Here is a 17,732-nt window from a genome sequence, read left to right as displayed (position 1 = left end):
CCTTTCGGCCAGAAAAGGGATCGGAGTAAAAGCGCCGCGAATTTTCAGTTAACACCGGTTAACAATTCGGTTCCGCTCCCCGCGGGACCGCTGCCCGCGGGACCGCTCCCCGCGAGCTCGCTCCCACACGGAGATGAGGCGCCACAGCCCGGCGGCCACCGCGCAGCTGACCACCGCCACCGACAACGCCGGGATGACCGAAAGAGTCCACTCGCGGCCTTCCACCTTGACCAGATCCGGGTTCGACTTCTGATAAGTCACCCACACCTGCTGCCCCTCGCCCAGGCCAGTCGGGTACAGCAGGCCGGTCGGCGGTGAGTGATAGATCCCATCCTCGTCCTGGTAGTCGATGGTGGTGCGCATCCACCCGGTGTCCGTGACCGTGGCCAGCGCCCTGCCAGGATCGCTGGCAATCGCGCGGTCGTTGAGCGCCGGGCCCACCACCATCGCGACTGTGCCCAGCATCCCGGCGGCCCACAGCGCCATGACCACCTGGTGCAGGCGGCGGGCGATGACGTGCGGCGGAAACCGCGGCTCCTTGCGGTCCGGCACGGCTACTTGCCCACGACCTCGGCGAGTTTCGCGTGCAGTGCACGCAGGGTGTCTCGTTTCGTGCGGGCCTCGACGATGGTGATGCCCGGCGACATCTCTTTGAGTTCCGCGAGCGTATCCAGCAGCTCCTGGGCGCTGTCCGCCCGGCGGTAGTCGTGCCCGTACGCCTCGGCGAGCGCCGCAATGTCCACCCCGTGCGGGGTGCCGAAGGCCTTGTCAAAGCCGGCGCGGAACGCCTCGCCGCCCTGCTCGAGGGTTTCGAAGATGCCGCCGCCGTTGTCGTTGGCCACCACGATGGTGAGGTTCTCCGGCCGCCGCTCGTCCGGCCCGATGAGCAGCCCGCCCACGTCGTGCAGGAAGGTGACGTCCCCTACAAGCGCGATGGTGCGCGGCGCCCGCGGCGCGTCCGGGTGCAGCGACTGCGTGGCCAAGGCAACGCCCACCGCCTGCGCGACACTCCCGTCGATGCCGGCCGCACCGCGCGGGCTGTAGGTGTCCACGCCGCCGAACGGAAGGCCCACCAGCGCGGCATCCCGGACGGGGTTGGAGGCGCCGACAAAGAAGGCATCGTCAAGCGCGAGCGTGTCCGCCACCGCGGCGGCGACGTGCAGGCCCGTGAAACCGAAACTGTCGTCCTCGAGCACCTCGCGCACCGCGTTCGCGCCCACAGACGACACGCCCTCGCAGATGCGCAGCCACTCCTTTGTGGGCTCACCGGTCACCTTCACGCGGGTGCCCCGGCGCGCGCTGGCGCCGCGGAAGTTAGTGAAGTCGGCGGTGCGCGAGAGCGTCACGAAGTCGATGTCCGGGTCGGTCACCAGCGCCATCACGTCGCGGTGCAGCGTTGGGTGGCCCACACAGATGACCTGCTCCACCTTGGTGTTGACCACGTAGTCGTTCGCGGAGACCTGCGCCTTGCGGAAGATGTGCGCGGCCGCTGGGTGCACCGGGTGGTACGGCGCGGGCGCGGTGGGTTCGGCGATGGTGGGCACGTCCTCGAGGCCTGCGACCTCCCAGGCCTCATCACCGGCGATGACGAGTGTGTTGCGGGAAAGGTCCACCTCCACCTCGCCGTAGTCTACCATCCCGGCGCGCTGCGTGGCGGGCACCACCGGCGGCAGCTGGTGCCGCTCCCCCGTCTGCTGCGGCAGCGCATCGCCCAGCAGCGGCGCGTCAAAGGCGACGTTGATGTGGACGGTGAAGTCCTGGGCAAAGCGCTTATCGATGCCTTCTTCATCCCCCACCGCAGCCACCTGCGTCGTGGCCGCGTATGCGCCGAAGATGCCCGGCTGCTCGATGGTCTGGGACGCACCCGTGCCCACGAGACGCTCCGGCCGGTCGGCACTGATGATGGCCAGCGGGGTGTGCGAGTAGCGGGACTCGACCACCGCGGGCCAGGTGTTGGCGACCGCGCTGCCGGAGGTGGTGACCACGCCGACGTGGCGATGGGTCACCCGTGCCATACCGAGCGCGGCGAAGGCGGCGGAACGCTCGTCGATGCGGGTGTGCACGCGAATGTCGTCCCGCGCGAGCAGCGCGAGGGACAGCGGCGCGTTGCGCGAACCGGGGCAGATGACCACGTCGGTGAGGTGGCGGGCGAGACGTTCTGCCACCACCTCTGCCAAGTGTTGGGCGGCCGACGATGCGGGCGCCGTGTTCTCAGAGACGTTTTCGGCGTTGTCGCTTCCAGACATGTCGCCTTATTCTAGTTCGCCGGCTCGCCGGCGCGATCGGCCGTATCCCGCAGGTTGCCCAGCAGATCGTCGAGCTCGTTGTGTAATTCATCCAGCTTTTCCTGATCCGGCATGAGCTCGTCCGGAACGTCGGACGGCAGCACGTCGCGCGGATCCACGGTGGACAAATCCGGCTGTTCGGTCTCCGTGACCGTTTCCTTTTCCGGCGTCTTCGTCTGCGTTTCCGTCACCGTCTCCGGCGCGGGCGCCGGCTTGTCGGCCTCGCTGGCCGCAGAGCGCCACAGGAAGGTCACGACTCCGAGCCCCAAAAGCGCGAGGACGAGCAGGGCGCCCAGCACGCCTGCCACCCCGGAGCCCTTCCCGCCATTGGCGGTCTCTGCCGGCGGTGTCGGCTGGGCGGGCTGCTGCGACTGCACCGGCTCCGGCTGCCGATACTGCGGCGCGGGTTGGTACTGCGTTTCTGGTTGGAACTGTGTTTCCGGCTGGGAGCCGTAACGGTAAGTGCCCCCGAAATCCTGCTGTCCCGCGTAGTCCCGCGGGGCATCCTCGCCCGGGAAGTACTGCCGCGGATGCGGCCGGGCATTCCGCTGGTCGGAACTTCCCTGGGTGGGGCCGATGTATCGGGGCTCATTATCCTCTGAGACGTTGTTGCATTGTGCTGCCATATGTTGTTCATAGCGCACCCGACGACCACTTTCCAGCCACCCACACGCCTCCGTACGCCGTTGACAATTCGTCGCCCCAACCGGCAGAGGAAGTGAACCCGGCATGCAGCGCGCTTACTAACGCGCTATTCGCTTGCGCAGCTCCCGGCCCGTAGCGGTATCGCGCTCGGCCAGCTCGGCGGGCGCGGCATCGGCAATAATGCGCCCGCCGTCGTCGCCGGCACCAGGCCCCATTTCGATGACGCGATCGGCCTGCGCAATCACGCGCATGTCGTGCTCGACGACGATGACGGTCTGGCCGGCATCGACAAGCCGGTTAAGCTCCTGAATAAGCAGCTGCGCGTCGGCCGGGTGCAGGCCGGTAGTGGGCTCATCGAGGAGGTAGACGGTGTGCCCACCGCGTGCGGTGCGGGAACGCTGCAGCTCCGTGGCCAGCTTGATGCGCTGAGCCTCGCCGCCCGAAAGCTCCGGCGCGCCCTGGCCGAGGCGCAGGTATCCCAGGCCGATGGCTTGCAGCGTCTCGATGGCCCGCGCCACCTTCTTTTCCGAGGACCCGCCGCCGGTAAACACCTCCGCGGCCTCGTCGACGGTGAGCGCGAGCACGTCCGCGATGGTGAGCCCGTGCCACGTCACCTCGAGCGTCTCGTCGTTGAAGCGCCTTCCCTCGCAATCCGGGCACGGGCGGTACGCTCCCGGCAGAAACACCAGCTCGACCTCGATCTGCCCCGCGCCGCCGCACGTCGGGCACTGGCCCTTCTTCACGTTGTACGAAAAGTGCGAGACCGTCCACTTCCGGCGCTTCGCCTCGTCGGTCTGGGCGAAGAGCTTGCGTACGGCATCGAAAAGCCCGGTGTAGGTCGCCAGGGTCGAGCGCGGCGTGCGCCCGATGGGCTTCTGGGTGATCTGCACCAGCCGGCTGATCTTCTCTGTGCCCGCCCGCTTGCCGATGCTCCACTCGCCATCCGCGTCGGCCTCCTCCTCGTCCGTGACCGATTTGGCCTCCCCGCGCAATAGCCCCGCCAGCACCGTGCTGACCAAGGTGGATTTGCCGGAACCGGACACACCCGCCACAACAGTGAACTGGCCGAGACCGAAGGTGGCGTCGAGCCCGTCGATGCTGCGCGCGTGGATATCGCGGAGTTCCAGCTCGCCGCTGGCCGAGCGCGGCTCGGAGTTGGGGTTGAGCGTGCGATGTGCCAGCGCCCGCACGGTCGGCGTGGAGCCGTCAGTCGCAAAGGTGCCGTTAGTCGTGGAGGCGGCGTTAGTCGTGGAGGCAGCGTACGCCGCCTCCACGGGTCCGGAGTAGAGAACCTCGCCGCCGCCCTCACCGGCGAGGGGGCCGACATCGACAAGCCAGTCGGCTTCGGCAATCAAGTCCATGTCGTGCTCGACCAGCAGCACGGAGTTGCCGGCGTCGATGAAGCGGCGGCAGATGTCCAGAACCGCGCCGCGCTCGGCCGGGTGGAGGCCCGCGGAGGGCTCGTCCAGCACATAGGCAACGCCGAAGAGCCCGGCGCGCAGCTGGGACGCCAGGCGCAGGCGCTGCAGCTCACCGCCGGATAGCGTGGCGGTCGGGCGATCCAAGCTGAGGTGGCCGAGGCCCAGGTCCAAGGCGGATTCGACCGTGGGGACGAGCTGGCGCAGCAGCAGGTCCTCCGCCGACTGGGCGGTGGGGTTTTGCTGGTGGAGGAGGCGGGCGACATCGGCAAGCGGCAGCGCGTTGAACTCGTCGATGGGGAGATCCGCGTACGTCACCTGGAGAGCCGTGGGGTTCAGGCGGCGGCCGTGGCACTCCTCGCACGGGCGGGTCTCCATGAAGCTCAAGGTGCGCTTGCGCAGTGTGTCCGATTCGGTCTCGGCGAGTGTTTTGCTGAGGTAGCTGGCCACCGAGCGCCACGTGCCTTTGTAGTTGCGCTGGATCTGATCCTCGCCGCGCAGGGGCTTGACGGTGACCACGGGACGCTCCTCGGTGAAGAGGATCCATTCGCGGTCCTTTTCCGGCAGGTCCTGCCAAGGCGAATCGAGGTCGAAGCCGAGGGTGGCGAGGATGTCGTGGAAGTTCTTCCCCGCCCACGCGCCGGGCCAGGCGGCGATGGCGCCGTCCTCGATGCTCTTGGTCTGGTCCGGGACCATGGAGTTCTCCGTGGGGATGTGGATGACGCCCTGGCCCTGGCAGGCCGGGCACATGCCCTCCGGGGTGTTGGGCGAGAAGGAGTCGGAGTAGAGGCCCTCCGGGTTGTCGCCCGCGCGCGAGTAGAGGAGGCGGACGGAGTTCGACATCGCGGAGACCGTTCCCACCGTGGAGCGGGCCCCGCCGCCGCTAGTGGACTGCTGGAGCGCAACCGTGGGCGGGAGGCCTTCGACCTGGTCGACCTGCGGGTCCACCGCGGATCCGATGAGCCGGCGCGCGAACGGCGCCACCGACTCGAAGTACCGGCGCTGCCCTTCGCCGTGGATGGTGCCGAACGCGAGCGACGACTTGCCCGAGCCGGACACGCCCGTCACCGCGACGAGCTGGCCGCGCGGGATGTCCACGTCCACGTCCTTCAGATTGTGCAGGTGCGCGCCGCGGACGGAGATCTGCGTAAGCTGCGAAGAAGCCATGCCCGCTAGCGTAACCGCGCGGCCGTATTCGTTCTGCGCCCGGAAGGCACTGCGATGCGACAACGTTTCGGTTGTACTATCCCCCGAAAAGCGCTCGAGAACATCGCAGTGCAACCCGATGACCCACTGAGCTCCAATTTGGTCACCTTTTCGGCCCTCTGTGGGTCAACGAGTTGCACGGGCACTGTGGCGCAGACCTCTCGATGTGCGGGAACCAGATAGGGCGGCGCGCAGTCAGATAGCGTGTGGGATTCTGGACTACTGAAAAGCTACATGAGATGGGGTACTCGAACTCGCGAATTTCGCGAGCCGCCCGCGACGGGAAAATTGTCCGCCTGGCTACAGGTCTTTACATTTCTCAGGAGGCAAGCGTCAGCGACATCGTGCGCGGGGTGGCTGCTCGGTACCCGCGAACGACAGTGACTGGCCTTGCTGCAATGGTCATAGAGCACCCTTCACTGACCAGATGGGGAATACTCAATTCAGCCGGTGTCGATACTGGGAAGCACTGCTTTTACCTACCCGTTTTGCTTAGGGCCCCGCGCAAGCACGGACGGTTACACAACGATGCAGTCCGGATTATTCGGACGGAGCGTGTGAGGCCGCGCGTGGTCAACGGGGTGCGGCTGGCCACGCCGGCGCAGATCTGTGCCGACGTGCTCGAATACGAAGAGGCACCGCCGCTGATGCTGAAGGAGTACCTCGCCGCCGCGTACCGGAACCTGCGCGGGCGGGAAGCATTCGCGCGGGACATCGCAGCGGTGCGAAGCAAGAAACGAGACGATCTCGAAGAGTTGGCGCGGTTGGCGCCGGTCGGGACGGCGTCGCAGTGGGAGCGGGATGTCATCGGCAGTATGCGGCGCGGCGGGCTCGAGCCGATTCCGAACTTCAAACTCGGTGCGTACTACTGGGATGTGGGCATTGAGGACGGCACGACGGTCATTGACCTCGACTCGATTAAGTTTCACGCGCCCACCACTGACAACCACGACACGTTCATCATCGGCGCGTGGAAGAGCAACCAAGCTGTGCAAATGGGGTGGGCGCCGCTGCGGTTTACCGATGACTGCACCCGCTACCACATGGACAAGGTCATTGAGGTGGTAGCGGCGACCGCGCGGCACCGCGCGCAGCGAAAGGGAACGAAGGCGCGGCCGAAGGCAGCGAGCGGGTATCAGCGGTCGCCCGTGTGGGGATTCCACGAGGGGATTAGTTTCGCGCAGCGGGACTAAGGAGCAGCGGGCGCCTTTAGCCCAGATGCTCCCAGCAGGCGCGGACGCGGTCGAACCACCAGTCGCGGCGATCGGCGGGCGCGGCGAGGGCGGACAGGCGGTCTGGGTCGGGGACGGCGGGGGCGGCGGGCAGGTGGCCGTCGACGAGCGGGCGTGGGGCGCAGACGTCCTCGGCAAACAGCGAGCCGGTGGCCAAGCCCGCGGCGGCGGGGGCGACGTCGATGTCCTCGTCGTCGTAAATCTTCGGCAGCGCCGCGATGGCCGCGAGCCCCATCGAAATGCCCACGGAAGTATCCAGCGCGGACGCCACCGTGATGTCCATGTGGCGCTCGCGCAGGTGGCGCGCCACCTCGAGCACTCGACGCACCCCGCCGAGCGGCGCCGGCTTCACCACCGCGACGTCGGCCGCCCCCAGCTCCGCGACGCGATAGGGGTCCTCGACCTTACGAATCGACTCGTCCGCCGCCACGCGCACGAACAACCCGCGGCGCATGAGCTCGCCGCGCACTTCCTTCAGCTCCTCCGCAGTCGCACACGGCTGCTCCATGTAATCCAGCGGCATCATCTGCTCCGCGGCGGCTAGCGCCTCGGCGACACTCCACCCACCATTGGCGTCGACGCGAATCACCGGCACGTGGCCCTGCGCGCTCACGGTGTCGCGGACGGCGCGGACGCGGGCGACGTCATCGGCAAGCACCTGCCCCTTCTCCGCGACCTTGACCTTGAAGGTCCGGCAGCCCGGGTAGCGCGCGATGACCTCGGGGACCTGCTCAGCCGGGACCGCGGGAACCGTCCCGTTGACCTCCACGACATCGCGCTGCGGCTCGGGAAAGCCCGCGTAGGCGGCCTCCAGCCCGGCGCGCAGCCACGCCGCCGACTCGCGCGGGCCGTACTCCAGGAAGGGGGCGAACTCGCCCCAACCGGCGGGGCCCTCGATAAGCAGGGCCTCCCGCGTGGTGATGCCCCGGAATTTCACCGCCATCGGCAACTGGACTACGTGGGCGCGGTCTAGGACATCGGCAAGCTCAGGCGTCATGGCTGCCCAGGTTAGTCCGCGGATTTGAAGGTCACGGCCACCGGGTAGTGGTCGGAGGCATCGTTGACCACGGGCCCGCCATCGACCGGTGCGAACGCCTCGGAGTAGAGCACGTAGTCGATGTGTTGCCCCTTGTCGTTCGTCGGGTCCTCGACCTCCAGCGTCTGCAGCGCGTCTTTGATTACCGCGCCGCCGAGGAGGGCGTTGACGGCGACATCGTCAGGCTCGGCGTTGAGATCCCCCATGACGATGCTGGGCATGTCGCGCTTGGCAATCGCCGTCGCCGCCGCATCCGCCTGCCGTTCCCGGAGGCTGTCCCACTTGTGCTCCCAGTGCGTGGAGTACAGGTCGACCTTCTCGCCGTTCCACTTCACCGTGGCGCGCAGCAGGCCGCGCTGCTCCGGCTTCGGGTTCTCCTCCGACGAGGTCTTGCCGTTGACGTCGAACGGCAGGTGGGTGTTTTCGGAGTCTTTGATCTTCATCTTGCTCAAGATGGCTAGGCCGTAGCCCTCCTCGTCGAGGCCTTGCTCGCCGGCGACGTCCTTCGGCTCGTTCGCGCCGAAGGTGTAGTGCATGTCCAGCTTGTCGGCCAGCTCCTTGGCCTGGTCATCGAAGTCGGAGCGGGCGTCGAAGTTGTTGTCCACCTCCTGCAGCGCGATGGCGTCGACATCGAGGTCTTCGATGGCTTCGGCGATGCGGTCGAGGTCGTAGTTGTCGGCGTCATCCCGGCCGGCATGGATGTTGAAGGTGGCGACCTTCAGCTCCTTGCCGCCCGCGCAGGCGGTCAGCGAGCTCGCCCCCACGGCGAGCGCGAGGCCTAAGGCGGTGGCGCGCAGGAAACGGGGGCCGGTGTGCAGGGAATAGGCGGGCACGGGCGGTCAACCTTTCTCGTTTCAGGGGTGCTTGAGCCTCCATGGTGCCATCACACCGTGCGTGACGATGCCGTGCTTTCCGATGCCGCGCCTAACCAGACCCCCGCGCGTTTAGAATTGCCCACCATGAGCCAGTACTCCACCGACAACCCGTTTGACCCCTCGCAGTGGAAGCCCGTCGACGGCTTTGCCGATCTCACCGACATCACCTACCACCGGCATATCGGCGCCGGCCGCGAGAACGGCATCGTACGCATCGCCTTCGATCGCCCGGAGGTGCGCAACGCGTTCCGCCCACACACTGTTGATGAGCTCTACCGTGCGCTCGACCACGCGCGCCGCACCCCGGACGTGGGCACGGTGCTCCTGACCGGCAACGGGCCGAGCAAGAAAGACGGTGGCTGGGCCTTTTGCTCCGGCGGCGACCAACGCATCCGCGGCCGCTCCGGGTACCGCTACGCCACGGAGCACCGCCACGACGACGCGACTGCCGATGCCTCCGGTGTCGACACCGCCCGCGAGAAGGTCGAGGGCGGGCGCCTCCATATCCTGGAGGTCCAGCGCCTGATCCGCACGATGCCGAAGGTGGTCATCGCCGTGGTCGGCGGCTGGGCCGCCGGCGGCGGGCACTCCCTGCACGTGGTGTGCGATCTCACCATTGCCTCCCGGCAGGAGGCGCGCTTTAAGCAGACCGACGCCGACGTCGGATCCTTCGACGCCGGCTACGGATCGGCGTACCTGGCCAAGATGGTCGGCCAGAAGTACGCCCGCGAGATCTTCTTCCTGGGGCGCACGTACGACGCCGAGCGCATGCAGCAGATGGGTGCGGTCAACATCATGGCGGATCACGGGGACATCGAAAAGGAAGCCATCCAGGCCGCGCGTGAAATCAACGGCAAGTCCCCCACCGCCCAGCGCATGCTCAAGTTCGCGTTCAACCTCACTGACGATGGCCTCATGGGCCAGCAGGTCTTCGCCGGCGAGGCCACCCGCCTGGCCTACATGACCGACGAGGCCGTGGAGGGCAAGGAGGCGTTTTTGGAAAAGCGCCCGCCGCAGTGGGACGAGTTCCCGTACTACTACTAGCGGCGGCCCACCAGCGAGCCACTTGTTGACGCGTCATTCTGCGCTACGTAGGCTCCCCCTCATGCGCAACGAATCCCTGACATCCATCGGCCTTTTACTCTCCCGCATCCTTTTAGGCTTCGTGCTCGCCGCCCACGGCTGGCAGAAATTCACGCAGTGGGGCATCGACGGCACCGCTGAGTCCTTCTCCGAAATCGGCATCCCGGCCGCCGGGCTCGCGGCCGTCGTCGCCGCCGCCATTGAGCTGGTCGGCGGCATTCTCCTCATCCTGGGGCTGGACACGCGCTTCGTCGCCGCCATCGAGATCGTGCAGATGGTCCTGGCTGGCGTACTCGCCGGCCACTTTGCCAACGGCGTGTTCATCAACGACGGCGGCTGGGAGCTCGTTGGCGTGATCATCGCCGGCTGCCTGGCCCTGTGCGCGGTCGGCGGAGGCGCGATCGCCCTGGATACCTTCTTCAAGCGCGGCCCGAGGTCCGCGACCGCCGAGGCGTAACCGTAAGCTCCTCCCGCCCCCGTTAAGATCTGTGGCCGTGAATCGCATCCTGGCCCCTCTCCCCGTCGACCCGACCGACCCCGCCGCCATCCTCCCCAACCTGGAGGAGGCGATTGCGGGGCGTTACACGTTTTTGCCCCTGCCTGCCGCTGACCCCACCCGCGCGCAGCTACTCAAGAACTCGCAGGCAGCCGGCAAGGCCATTGACCCCACCATTGCCCTGGTGGTCCCCACCTCCGGTTCGACGGGCACCCCGAAGGGCGCGCAGCTCACCGCGGCCAACCTGGTGGCCAGTGCGGATGCGACGCACCAGCGCCTGGGCGGGCCCGGGCAGTGGCTCTTGGCGATGCCCGCCCACTACATCGCCGGCCTCCAAGTCCTCATCCGCTCGCTCGTGGCCGGGGTGGAACCCGCCTGGATCGACCTGTCCAGCGGCTTCGACATCGATGCCTTTGCCGACGCGGCTGAAGAGCTGCACCGCACCGGCGACCGCGCGTACACCTCACTGACCCCAATGCAGCTGTCGAAGGCGATGGATTCCGATCGCGGCCGCGACGCGCTGCGCGGCTTCGACGCCATCCTGGTCGGCGGCGCGGCCACGCACCCGCACACTCTCGCCGCGGCAGACAAGGCGGGCATAAAACTTGTGACCACCTACGGGTCATCGGAAACCGCGGGCGGCTGCGTCTACGACGGCTACGCCCTGCCCGGCACGAAGGTGAAGATCACCGACGGGCGCATCATCTTGGGCGGGCCCACCATCGCCCACGGCTACCGCAGCGCCCCCGACCACGAAGCATTCGCCGAGCCCGGGTGGTTCATCACGTCCGATAGCGGCTACCTGGACGGCAACCGGCTGACCGTCACCGGCCGGTTGGACAACATCATCGACTCCGGCGGCCTCAAGCTGCACCCGGAAGTCCTTGAGCGAGAAATCCTCTCCGTGCCCGGAGTGGACACCGCGGCCGTCACCTCAATCCCCCACCCGCGCCTAGGCCAGGTGATTGTCGCCGCCTACGCCGGCACTGCCACCGTAGGCGACATCCTCGAAGGACTTGCCGATGCCGTCCCCCGCTGGCAGATCCCCAAAGACATTAAACGCGTCGACCGCCTGCCGATGACCAGCTCCGGCAAGGTCGATCGGCGTGCGGCCAGCGAACTCTTCCGATAATTACCCCGGGATATAGGACAAGTGCTTGTCTGTGTAGCGGTTGCCGTGGACGCGGTGCTGGGCGATAACGCGGTCAAGCTCAGCGACGGTCTCTTCGTCGAGGGGACGCGCCTCTGCGTTGGAGCGGATGCGCTCCAGGTTGGTTGAGCCCGGGATGGGCACGATGTTCTCGCTGCGCGCAAGGATCCACCCGAGTGCCAGCTGGGCGGGGGTCACCTCGCGGGCGGCGGCGAAATCTTTCACCGCGTCGCCGAGTGCTTTGTTGGCCGCAAAGTTTTCCGCATGCAGGCGCGGCGACGAGGAGTCGTCGTTGGGCTGCGCGCTGCCCGCCAGAAAGCCCTTACCCAGTGGCGAGTAGGCCGCAAAACCGATCCCCAGCTCGCGCGTGAGCGGCAGCAGTTCCTCCTCCGGCTCCCGGGACCACAGGGAGTACTCGTGCTCGATGACGGTGACCGGACACTCTGCGTGGGCGCGGCGGATAAGCTCCGGGGAAGCCTCGGACAGGCCGAAGTGGGTGACCTTGCCGGCATCGATAAGCTCGCCGACCGCGCCCGCCACCTCCTCGATGGGGACCTCCGGGTCGACGCGGTGCTGCATGTAGATATCCAGGTGGTCGCGGCCGAGGCGGCGCAGCGAACCCTCCGCGCTGCGGCGGATGACCTCCGGGCGGGAGTTGACCTTCCCCGTCGGCGTACCGGAGGCGTCAATGTCCCACCCGAACTTGGTGAGGATGGTGACGTCGGAGGTGGGCAGGGCATCGCCAAGCAACTGCTCCCCGGTGTACGGCCCCTGGATCTCGGAGGTGTCGAAGAAGTCGATGCCCGCGTCGACCGCGCCGCGCAGCACCTCAACCATCTCCGCGCGACGCGGCGAATCCGGATAGGAATGCGGGGTCATCGACGTGCAGCCGAGCCCCACCTGGGACACAGTGAGCGGGGTGCGACCGGCGGTGAAAGTGCGAGTATCCATGCCCGCCAGCCTAACCGCCGCTCAGGCCAGTCTCGGACTGAGTGTTACCCCGGGCTGGCGGTGAGATCTCTACGATGGGCGCCATGACTGAGACGACGACTACTGCAACCCGCACGATCGACGCAGCCGCAAACGACATCTTCGACATCCTGTCCAACCCGGACCGCCACCAGGAGACCGACGGATCCGGCATGGTGCGCAGCGCCGACAAGGGCGAGCGCCTGCAGAAGGTGGGCGACACCTTCACCATGAACATGCACAACGACGACGGCGACTACCAGACCGTCAACGAGGTCTACGCCTTCGAGGAAGGCCGCGTCATCGGCTGGAAGAACGTCCGCAACATCACCACCGACGTCGAGGTCGGCGCGAAGTGGCTCTACGAGCTCTCCCCGGAGGACGAGGGCCACACCAAGGTCACCCTGACCTACGACCGCAGCGACATTGAGAGCGACAAGGTGCGCGCGCTGTCCGAGAACTTCGACGAGAAGTTCCTGGAAAACTCCCTGTCCGACCTGGCTGAAGCGCTCGCCTAAATCCCTCACCGGTTCCGGACGTTGAGCAGTTCGGAGCCCTCAGCCAAGCTCTTGGCCGCGACGCTGGCCGTGGCACAATTGTGGGCATGTCCAACGCTCGGCCAAACTATTCCGCAACAGCCCACGACTGGTTGGAAGGCGCCCGCCCGCACACGTGGGCTAACGCCTTCGCGCCCGTCCTCGCAGGTACCGCCGCTGCTGCCGCATCGACGACCGGCGGCGCGCACTTGGGGCGGGCCTTTTTGGCGCTCATCGTCTCGTGGGCGCTCATCATCGGCGTCAACTACGCCAACGACTACTCCGACGGCGTCCGCGGCACCGACGAAGATCGCACCGGCCCGCAACGGCTCACCGGCGGCGGACTGGCCGCGCCGAAGGACGTCAAGCGCGCGGCGTTCATCTCCTTTGGGGTCGCGGCCGTGGCCGGCATCATCCTGTCGCTTGCCGCGGGCGCGTGGTGGTTCATCCTCTTAGGAGCGCTGTGCATCGCCGGGGCCTGGTTCTACACCGGCGGCCCGAAGCCCTACGGCTACATGGGTCTGGGTGAGGTCGCCGTCTTCATCTTCTTCGGGCTCATCGCCGTGCTGGGCACCCAATACACCCAGTCCCACGAGGTGACCTGGCTTGGCCTGTGGCTCGCCATCGGCATCGGCGCGATGAGCGCCGCGGTGAACCTGGCTAACAACATCCGGGACATCCCCTCCGACGCCCAGACCGGGAAGACGACCTTGGCCGTGCGGCTTGGCGATGCCCACTCCCGCCAGCTGTTCACCGCCCTTTTGGTGGCACCGTTCATCCTCACCATCTTTGCGGCCTTCACCGCGTGGCCCGCGCTGTTCGCGCTGGTGTACGCGCCCTTTGCGGTGGGCGCGGTGCGCATTGTCAACCGCGGCGCGCAGGGTAAGGAACTCATTCCGGTCCTCGCGCGCACCGGCCGCGCCATGCTCATCTGGGCGGTCGTGATGCTTGCCGCCCTCACCTTCTTCGACCAGCTGTACTGGGTGGCGTAGCTTCTGCGGCGTGGCGGAGGGACGCGAGAAGCGCGGTGTTAGCGGCCCGCCAGCTCGCGCTGGATCCACTCCTTGCGTTCCTTGCGCTGGCGCGAGTACTCCGCGAGTGACTCGGTGGCTTCCACGCGCCACTTGGTGAAGACGAGCATGGACAGCGGGAGCGCCACGAACAACGCGAGCATCGCGGCAACAAGCACCGGGACGTGGGCCCCAATGAGCAGCGCGAGGCCCTCAATAACCGCTGTCAGCACCAAGAACAACGCGATGCGGGCAAGCCCGTACTTCACCATGGCGATGCGCGACTTGCGGCGCAGCTCCGGATCCGGCTGCGGTGCCGACTCTGGCTCCGGCGCCGAACCCGGCTCCGGCGTGGTGGATCCGGTGATTGACTCTGACTCAGACACGTTATTTCCCTCCTTGACCTGCCCAGTAGAGTAACGCGTATGGGTAGGCTCATTCTATTTGCTCTGGTTGTTGTCGCCGTCGTGCTGGTGTGGAAGGCCTTCGGCCCCGGCACATGGGGGCAAGGCTCCGGGTCTGCTTCCGAGGCTCAAGCCAGCCTGCGCCGCGGCGGTCGCACGCGCGACGGCGCTGACACCGCCTACTCGTCCGTCAAAGGCCCGGACGATGACGAACAGTTCCTATGGGAGCTGGATAAGAAGCGCTTCAAGGAGCGCCGCGCGCAGGAGATGCGGGAAGAAAAGCTGCGCGAGAAGAAGCTGCGGGAAGAGGCGGCCGAGCGCCGACGCCGCGAGCAGGGCGGCGACGCTGGCTAGCTAGTTCTCGGTAAAGGTCATCCGCAAGCCCAGCGCGTCAGCGACCGCCGCTACTTTCTCCCACCGCACCCCGGTGCCACCGTGTTCGATGGTGTGGAGGGTGGAGCGGGAGACACCGGCGGCATCGGCAAGCGCCTGCTGGAGAATGCCCTGCTGGCGGCGGCGCTCGGCGAGCTGGCCGCCGAGGGCGACGAGCGCCTCGTTGTCGCCGGCGGGTTTACCTGGTTTGTTCCGGGTGCGATTGGTCTCCGACATGGGCTTCGACCCTAGTTGAGACCGGCGTAGGAGTGCAGGCCGGAAACAACCAGGTTGATGAAGAAAAGGTTGAAGATCATCGCGGCGGTGGCCAAGACGTTGATCCACGGCGCGGCCTTCCGGAAGGCCGGCGTCTGACGCGCGTGCAGGTACGCCGCGTAAAGAATCCAGGTGACGAAGGACATCGTCTCCTTCGGGTCCCAGCCCCAGAAGCGGTTCCAGGCGGACTCGGCCCAGATTGCGCCGAAGATGATGCCCAGGCCGAGCGTGGGCAGGGCGATAACGCCAATGCGGTAGGCGATCTGGTCGAGCTTTTTCGCCGTGGGCATCACGCTCATCACCACGCCCATAAAGCCATGCTCGTGGCCTTTCGGCTGCCAGCGGCGCAGCAGCGTGAGGATGGAGAACATGCCAGAAATGAGTCCCAGCGAACCGCCGAGGGAGACCACCGTGACGTGGACCGGCACCCAGTAGGACTGCAGCGCTGGGACCACCGGGGCGGACTCGGCATATAGCTCCGTGGCGCCGTAGAACATCAGCGCCAGAATTGGGGTCAGGATCCACGGCCACAGGGTGCGGCGCTCCTTGCGCTGCAGGGCCACCGAGGCGATAACCAGCGCGAAGAAGGTGATCCCCAGCATGTACTCGTAGAGGTTGCCCAGCGGGAAGCGGTGCGTGGCACACCCGCGCAAGACGATGGCTAAAAAGTGCAAGACCAGCGCGAGCCAGATGAGCGACTGCGTCATCCCGCCGAACTTGTCGGCGCGGCGTTCGAGGGTGGCGATCTTGTCTTCCTCGGCCTGCGCGTCCGGCCCCACGCCAGCTCCATCCGGGCTGTTTGCCCCATATGGGCTCGCGGAGCCGGCACGGCCTGCCTTGTCTGGACGGCCCTCTTCGGCGAGATCGCGGTGGGCCTGCACCACGCTGTGCATCCGGCCGTAGTAGACCAGCGACAGGATGAGCGCGAGGGCGTAGATGATAAACGCCGTCCGGAAGGACAGGTCGGAGAAGTGGGAAAGATTCTGGTTAACAGGCATAAACAACCTAGTTCGCTCAGGATAGATGTCGTACGCACTCTAGCACCGGGCCATCAGGCGTCCAACTTTAGGAGGACGGCGCCGGCGCTAAAGGTGGGAGATTGCGTGTCGTCGGTGCGTCCTAGTCGTTCTCGTCGACCCAGATGCGGTCTTCTTCCACCTCGTCCGGGTCGGGCAGCTCGAGGAGCTCACGGTGCATGCGCTCGAACTCCTCGCCCCAGCCGGCGCGGTCGGTGCGCGACAGGCCCGCCATTTCCACGTGGGTGCCGCCGCCTTCCAGCGGAGTCAGGCGCACCCACACGCGCCGGCGCTTGATGGCCAGCGAGACGATGAGACCGCCCAAGGTGAGCAGCGCGGACAAAAGGACCGCGAGCTTCATCGGGTTGTGCGAGACCTGGTAGTTCGCGTACTCGTTGGCGCCGTCGAAGGTGACGCGGGTGCCATCGTCCAGCGTGACCGTCTCCCCCAGCTGCATGTTGACGCGATCGATCTTTTGCAGCACGCCACTTTGCACCAGGGACTCATCCAGGCTGAACAGGGACTGCGAGGACCCGGTGTCCAGGCCGGCGTCACCGCGGTAGATATCGATGGCGAGCGCCGGGTCGGTCATCGCCGGGTACTTCGACTGCAGCAGCGCGCCGTTTTCCCCGGCCCACTCCGCGGTCGGGGCGAAAAGCCCCTGCAGCGCGATCTGGTTTTCGCGTCGCTTCTGCAGATCCGGGTACATGCCGGCGGGTGGGTCGAAGCGCATGACGCCGGAGGACAGGAAGTTGACCTGATCATCCGGGCGGAACTGCATGGTCTGGGTGCGCTTTTCCCCATCCGGCCACTCGATGGTCACCGTCGGGGCGAAGCCGTGGCCCTGCAGGAACACGCTGTTTTTGGCCAGGCGTAGCGGGTGGTTGACCCGCAGGGTGTAGTCCTTCCAGTCGGACTCGTCGGTGTAGATGTCGTCGCCCTCGGCGTAGGAGACGTGGGAGGTGAACATCTCCGCCTGCCCGTTGGGCAGGTAGTCGGCGGCGAAATCGTGCGCCTTCATGCAAAACGGGTGCATCTTCGTGCCGTCGACCAAGTTGCCGGCGCGGAAGGAGTCGAAGTTCGACGTGGAGGTGTTGCAGAACTCGGACTGCTGCGCAGGTGCCTCGCCCTCCGCGTACTTGCCGGAGCCGGTAACCACGATGACCTGGCCTTCGTAGAACAGCAGCTGGCCTACGGCTGCGGTGAGCAGGATGAGCACCAGGCCGATGTGGAAGACGAGGTTACCCAGCTCGCGGGTATAGCCACGCTCGGCGGCGAACGAGTACTGGCCCGCGCGGTCCTCCTCGGCGTCGAACTCCCGCACGCGCCACTTGGTGAACTGTCCGCGCACGCGCGTGGCGATGTCGTCGAAGTCCCGCTCCGTATCGCCCACGGCGTGCATCGGCATGCGCTGTAGGTAGCGCGGCGGGCGCACCGGCGGCGTCTTCCACGCCTTGTAGTGCTCCCACGTGCGCGGGATGATGCAGCCGATAAGCGAGATGGTCAGCAGGGTGAAGATGGCGATGAACCATCCGGACGAGAACACGTCGAAGAGATCGAGTTTGTCGTAGATCTCGGCCACCCGGCCGTGGGATGCGATGAACTCGTTGACGTTCTGCTCGTTTAAGTCACGCTGGGGCAACAGCGCGCCCGGGATGGCTCCGAGGGCGAGCAGGAAGAGAAGCACGAGGGCGGTGCGCATGCTGGTCAGCCAGTTCCAGGC

General features: G+C 66.8%; 18 protein-coding genes. 7 read left to right on the top strand and 11 right to left on the bottom strand.

Translation table 11 applies throughout. The features are described 5' to 3' along the window. Positions 1-48: 48 nt before the first annotated feature. The 4 genes from CMASS_RS01485 to CMASS_RS01470 form a co-directional block, all read right to left on the bottom strand. Positions 49-486 carry a DUF3592 domain-containing protein gene (locus tag CMASS_RS01485; protein ID WP_051126866.1) on the bottom strand — a complete coding sequence of 146 codons (438 nt, stop codon included), beginning with the start codon at positions 484-486 and terminating at the stop codon, positions 49-51. A 68-nt stretch (positions 487-554) separates the two neighbouring features. Next, a complete protein-coding gene (menD, locus tag CMASS_RS01480) occupies positions 555-2,246 on the bottom strand; it encodes a 2-succinyl-5-enolpyruvyl-6-hydroxy-3-cyclohexene-1-carboxylic-acid synthase (RefSeq protein ID WP_022863418.1) in 1,692 nt (563 codons plus the stop codon). 11 nt (positions 2,247-2,257) lie between these two features. Continuing rightward, entirely contained in the window at positions 2,258-2,911 is a 654-nt protein-coding gene (locus CMASS_RS01475) for a hypothetical protein (RefSeq protein WP_022863417.1), read from the bottom strand. 117 nt (positions 2,912-3,028) lie between these two features. Further along, positions 3,029-5,515 carry an excinuclease ABC subunit UvrA gene (locus CMASS_RS01470; RefSeq protein WP_022863416.1) on the bottom strand — a complete coding sequence of 829 codons (2,487 nt, stop codon included), beginning with the start codon at positions 5,513-5,515 and terminating at the stop codon, positions 3,029-3,031. Between the two features lie 596 nt (positions 5,516-6,111). Between CMASS_RS01470 and CMASS_RS01465 the strand changes: the two genes are divergently transcribed. Beyond that, a complete protein-coding gene (locus CMASS_RS01465; RefSeq protein WP_156831813.1) occupies positions 6,112-6,747 on the top strand; it encodes a hypothetical protein in 636 nt (211 codons plus the stop codon). Positions 6,748-6,763: 16 nt separating this feature from the next. On the opposite strand, the gene CMASS_RS01460 is transcribed toward CMASS_RS01465, so the two are convergent. Together CMASS_RS01460 and CMASS_RS01455 are read right to left on the bottom strand one after the other, a co-directional pair. Further along, complete coding sequence (locus tag CMASS_RS01460) at positions 6,764-7,783, bottom strand: o-succinylbenzoate synthase (RefSeq protein WP_022863414.1); 1,020 nt, start codon at positions 7,781-7,783, stop codon at positions 6,764-6,766. 11 nt (positions 7,784-7,794) lie between these two features. Beyond that, complete coding sequence (locus CMASS_RS01455) at positions 7,795-8,655, bottom strand: endonuclease/exonuclease/phosphatase family protein (protein ID WP_022863413.1); 861 nt, start codon at positions 8,653-8,655, stop codon at positions 7,795-7,797. A 126-nt stretch (positions 8,656-8,781) separates the two neighbouring features. Between CMASS_RS01455 and CMASS_RS01450 the strand changes: the two genes are divergently transcribed. The 3 genes from CMASS_RS01450 to menE all read left to right on the top strand — a co-directional run bounded on the left by CMASS_RS01450 (position 8,782) and on the right by menE (position 11,408). Beyond that, positions 8,782-9,741, top strand: a complete 960-nt coding sequence (locus tag CMASS_RS01450; RefSeq protein ID WP_027018752.1) for a 1,4-dihydroxy-2-naphthoyl-CoA synthase — start codon at positions 8,782-8,784, stop codon at positions 9,739-9,741. Positions 9,742-9,802: 61 nt separating this feature from the next. Continuing rightward, a complete protein-coding gene (locus CMASS_RS01445; protein WP_022863411.1) occupies positions 9,803-10,237 on the top strand; it encodes a DoxX family protein in 435 nt (144 codons plus the stop codon). 37 nt (positions 10,238-10,274) lie between these two features. Beyond that, on the top strand, positions 10,275-11,408 hold the full coding sequence (gene menE / locus CMASS_RS01440; protein WP_027018751.1) for an o-succinylbenzoate--CoA ligase: 1,134 nt from the start codon (positions 10,275-10,277) through the stop codon (positions 11,406-11,408). On the opposite strand, the gene CMASS_RS01435 is transcribed toward menE, so the two are convergent. Then, positions 11,409-12,377, bottom strand: coding sequence for an aldo/keto reductase (locus tag CMASS_RS01435; protein WP_022863409.1), 969 nt, complete (start codon positions 12,375-12,377; stop codon positions 11,409-11,411). It abuts the gene before it with no gap. 83 nt (positions 12,378-12,460) lie between these two features. Between CMASS_RS01435 and CMASS_RS01430 the strand changes: the two genes are divergently transcribed. Both CMASS_RS01430 and CMASS_RS01425 read left to right on the top strand, forming a co-directional pair. Then, positions 12,461-12,913, top strand: coding sequence for an SRPBCC family protein (locus tag CMASS_RS01430; RefSeq protein ID WP_027018750.1), 453 nt, complete (start codon positions 12,461-12,463; stop codon positions 12,911-12,913). A gap of 86 nt (positions 12,914-12,999) precedes the next feature. Further along, positions 13,000-13,923 carry a 1,4-dihydroxy-2-naphthoate polyprenyltransferase gene (locus tag CMASS_RS01425; protein ID WP_022863407.1) on the top strand — a complete coding sequence of 308 codons (924 nt, stop codon included), beginning with the start codon at positions 13,000-13,002 and terminating at the stop codon, positions 13,921-13,923. A gap of 38 nt (positions 13,924-13,961) precedes the next feature. Here the strand turns inward: CMASS_RS01425 and CMASS_RS01420 are convergent, their stop codons facing one another. Continuing rightward, entirely contained in the window at positions 13,962-14,327 is a 366-nt protein-coding gene (locus CMASS_RS01420) for a DUF4229 domain-containing protein (RefSeq protein WP_022863406.1), read from the bottom strand. A gap of 39 nt (positions 14,328-14,366) precedes the next feature. On the opposite strand from CMASS_RS01420, the gene CMASS_RS01415 reads away from it, so the two are divergent. Further along, entirely contained in the window at positions 14,367-14,699 is a 333-nt protein-coding gene (locus CMASS_RS01415) for a hypothetical protein (protein WP_022863405.1), read from the top strand. Here the strand turns inward: CMASS_RS01415 and CMASS_RS01410 are convergent, their stop codons facing one another. The 3 genes from CMASS_RS01410 to CMASS_RS01400 form a co-directional block, all read right to left on the bottom strand. Further along, positions 14,700-14,954, bottom strand: coding sequence for a helix-turn-helix domain-containing protein (locus tag CMASS_RS01410; protein WP_022863404.1), 255 nt, complete (start codon positions 14,952-14,954; stop codon positions 14,700-14,702). It lies immediately after the preceding gene. 11 nt (positions 14,955-14,965) lie between these two features. Continuing rightward, positions 14,966-15,991, bottom strand: a complete 1,026-nt coding sequence (gene ccsB / locus CMASS_RS01405; RefSeq protein ID WP_022863403.1) for a c-type cytochrome biogenesis protein CcsB — start codon at positions 15,989-15,991, stop codon at positions 14,966-14,968. A 121-nt stretch (positions 15,992-16,112) separates the two neighbouring features. Beyond that, positions 16,113-17,711, bottom strand: coding sequence for a cytochrome c biogenesis protein ResB (locus CMASS_RS01400; protein WP_022863402.1), 1,599 nt, complete (start codon positions 17,709-17,711; stop codon positions 16,113-16,115). Positions 17,712-17,732: the final 21 nt, after the last annotated feature.

Source organism: Corynebacterium massiliense DSM 45435 (assembly GCF_028609805.1).
In the GTDB taxonomy this organism is placed as follows: domain Bacteria; phylum Actinomycetota; class Actinomycetes; order Mycobacteriales; family Mycobacteriaceae; genus Corynebacterium; species Corynebacterium massiliense.
Note: the sequence above shows the minus strand (reverse complement) of the source record. Positions and strands in the feature narration are given on the sequence as shown.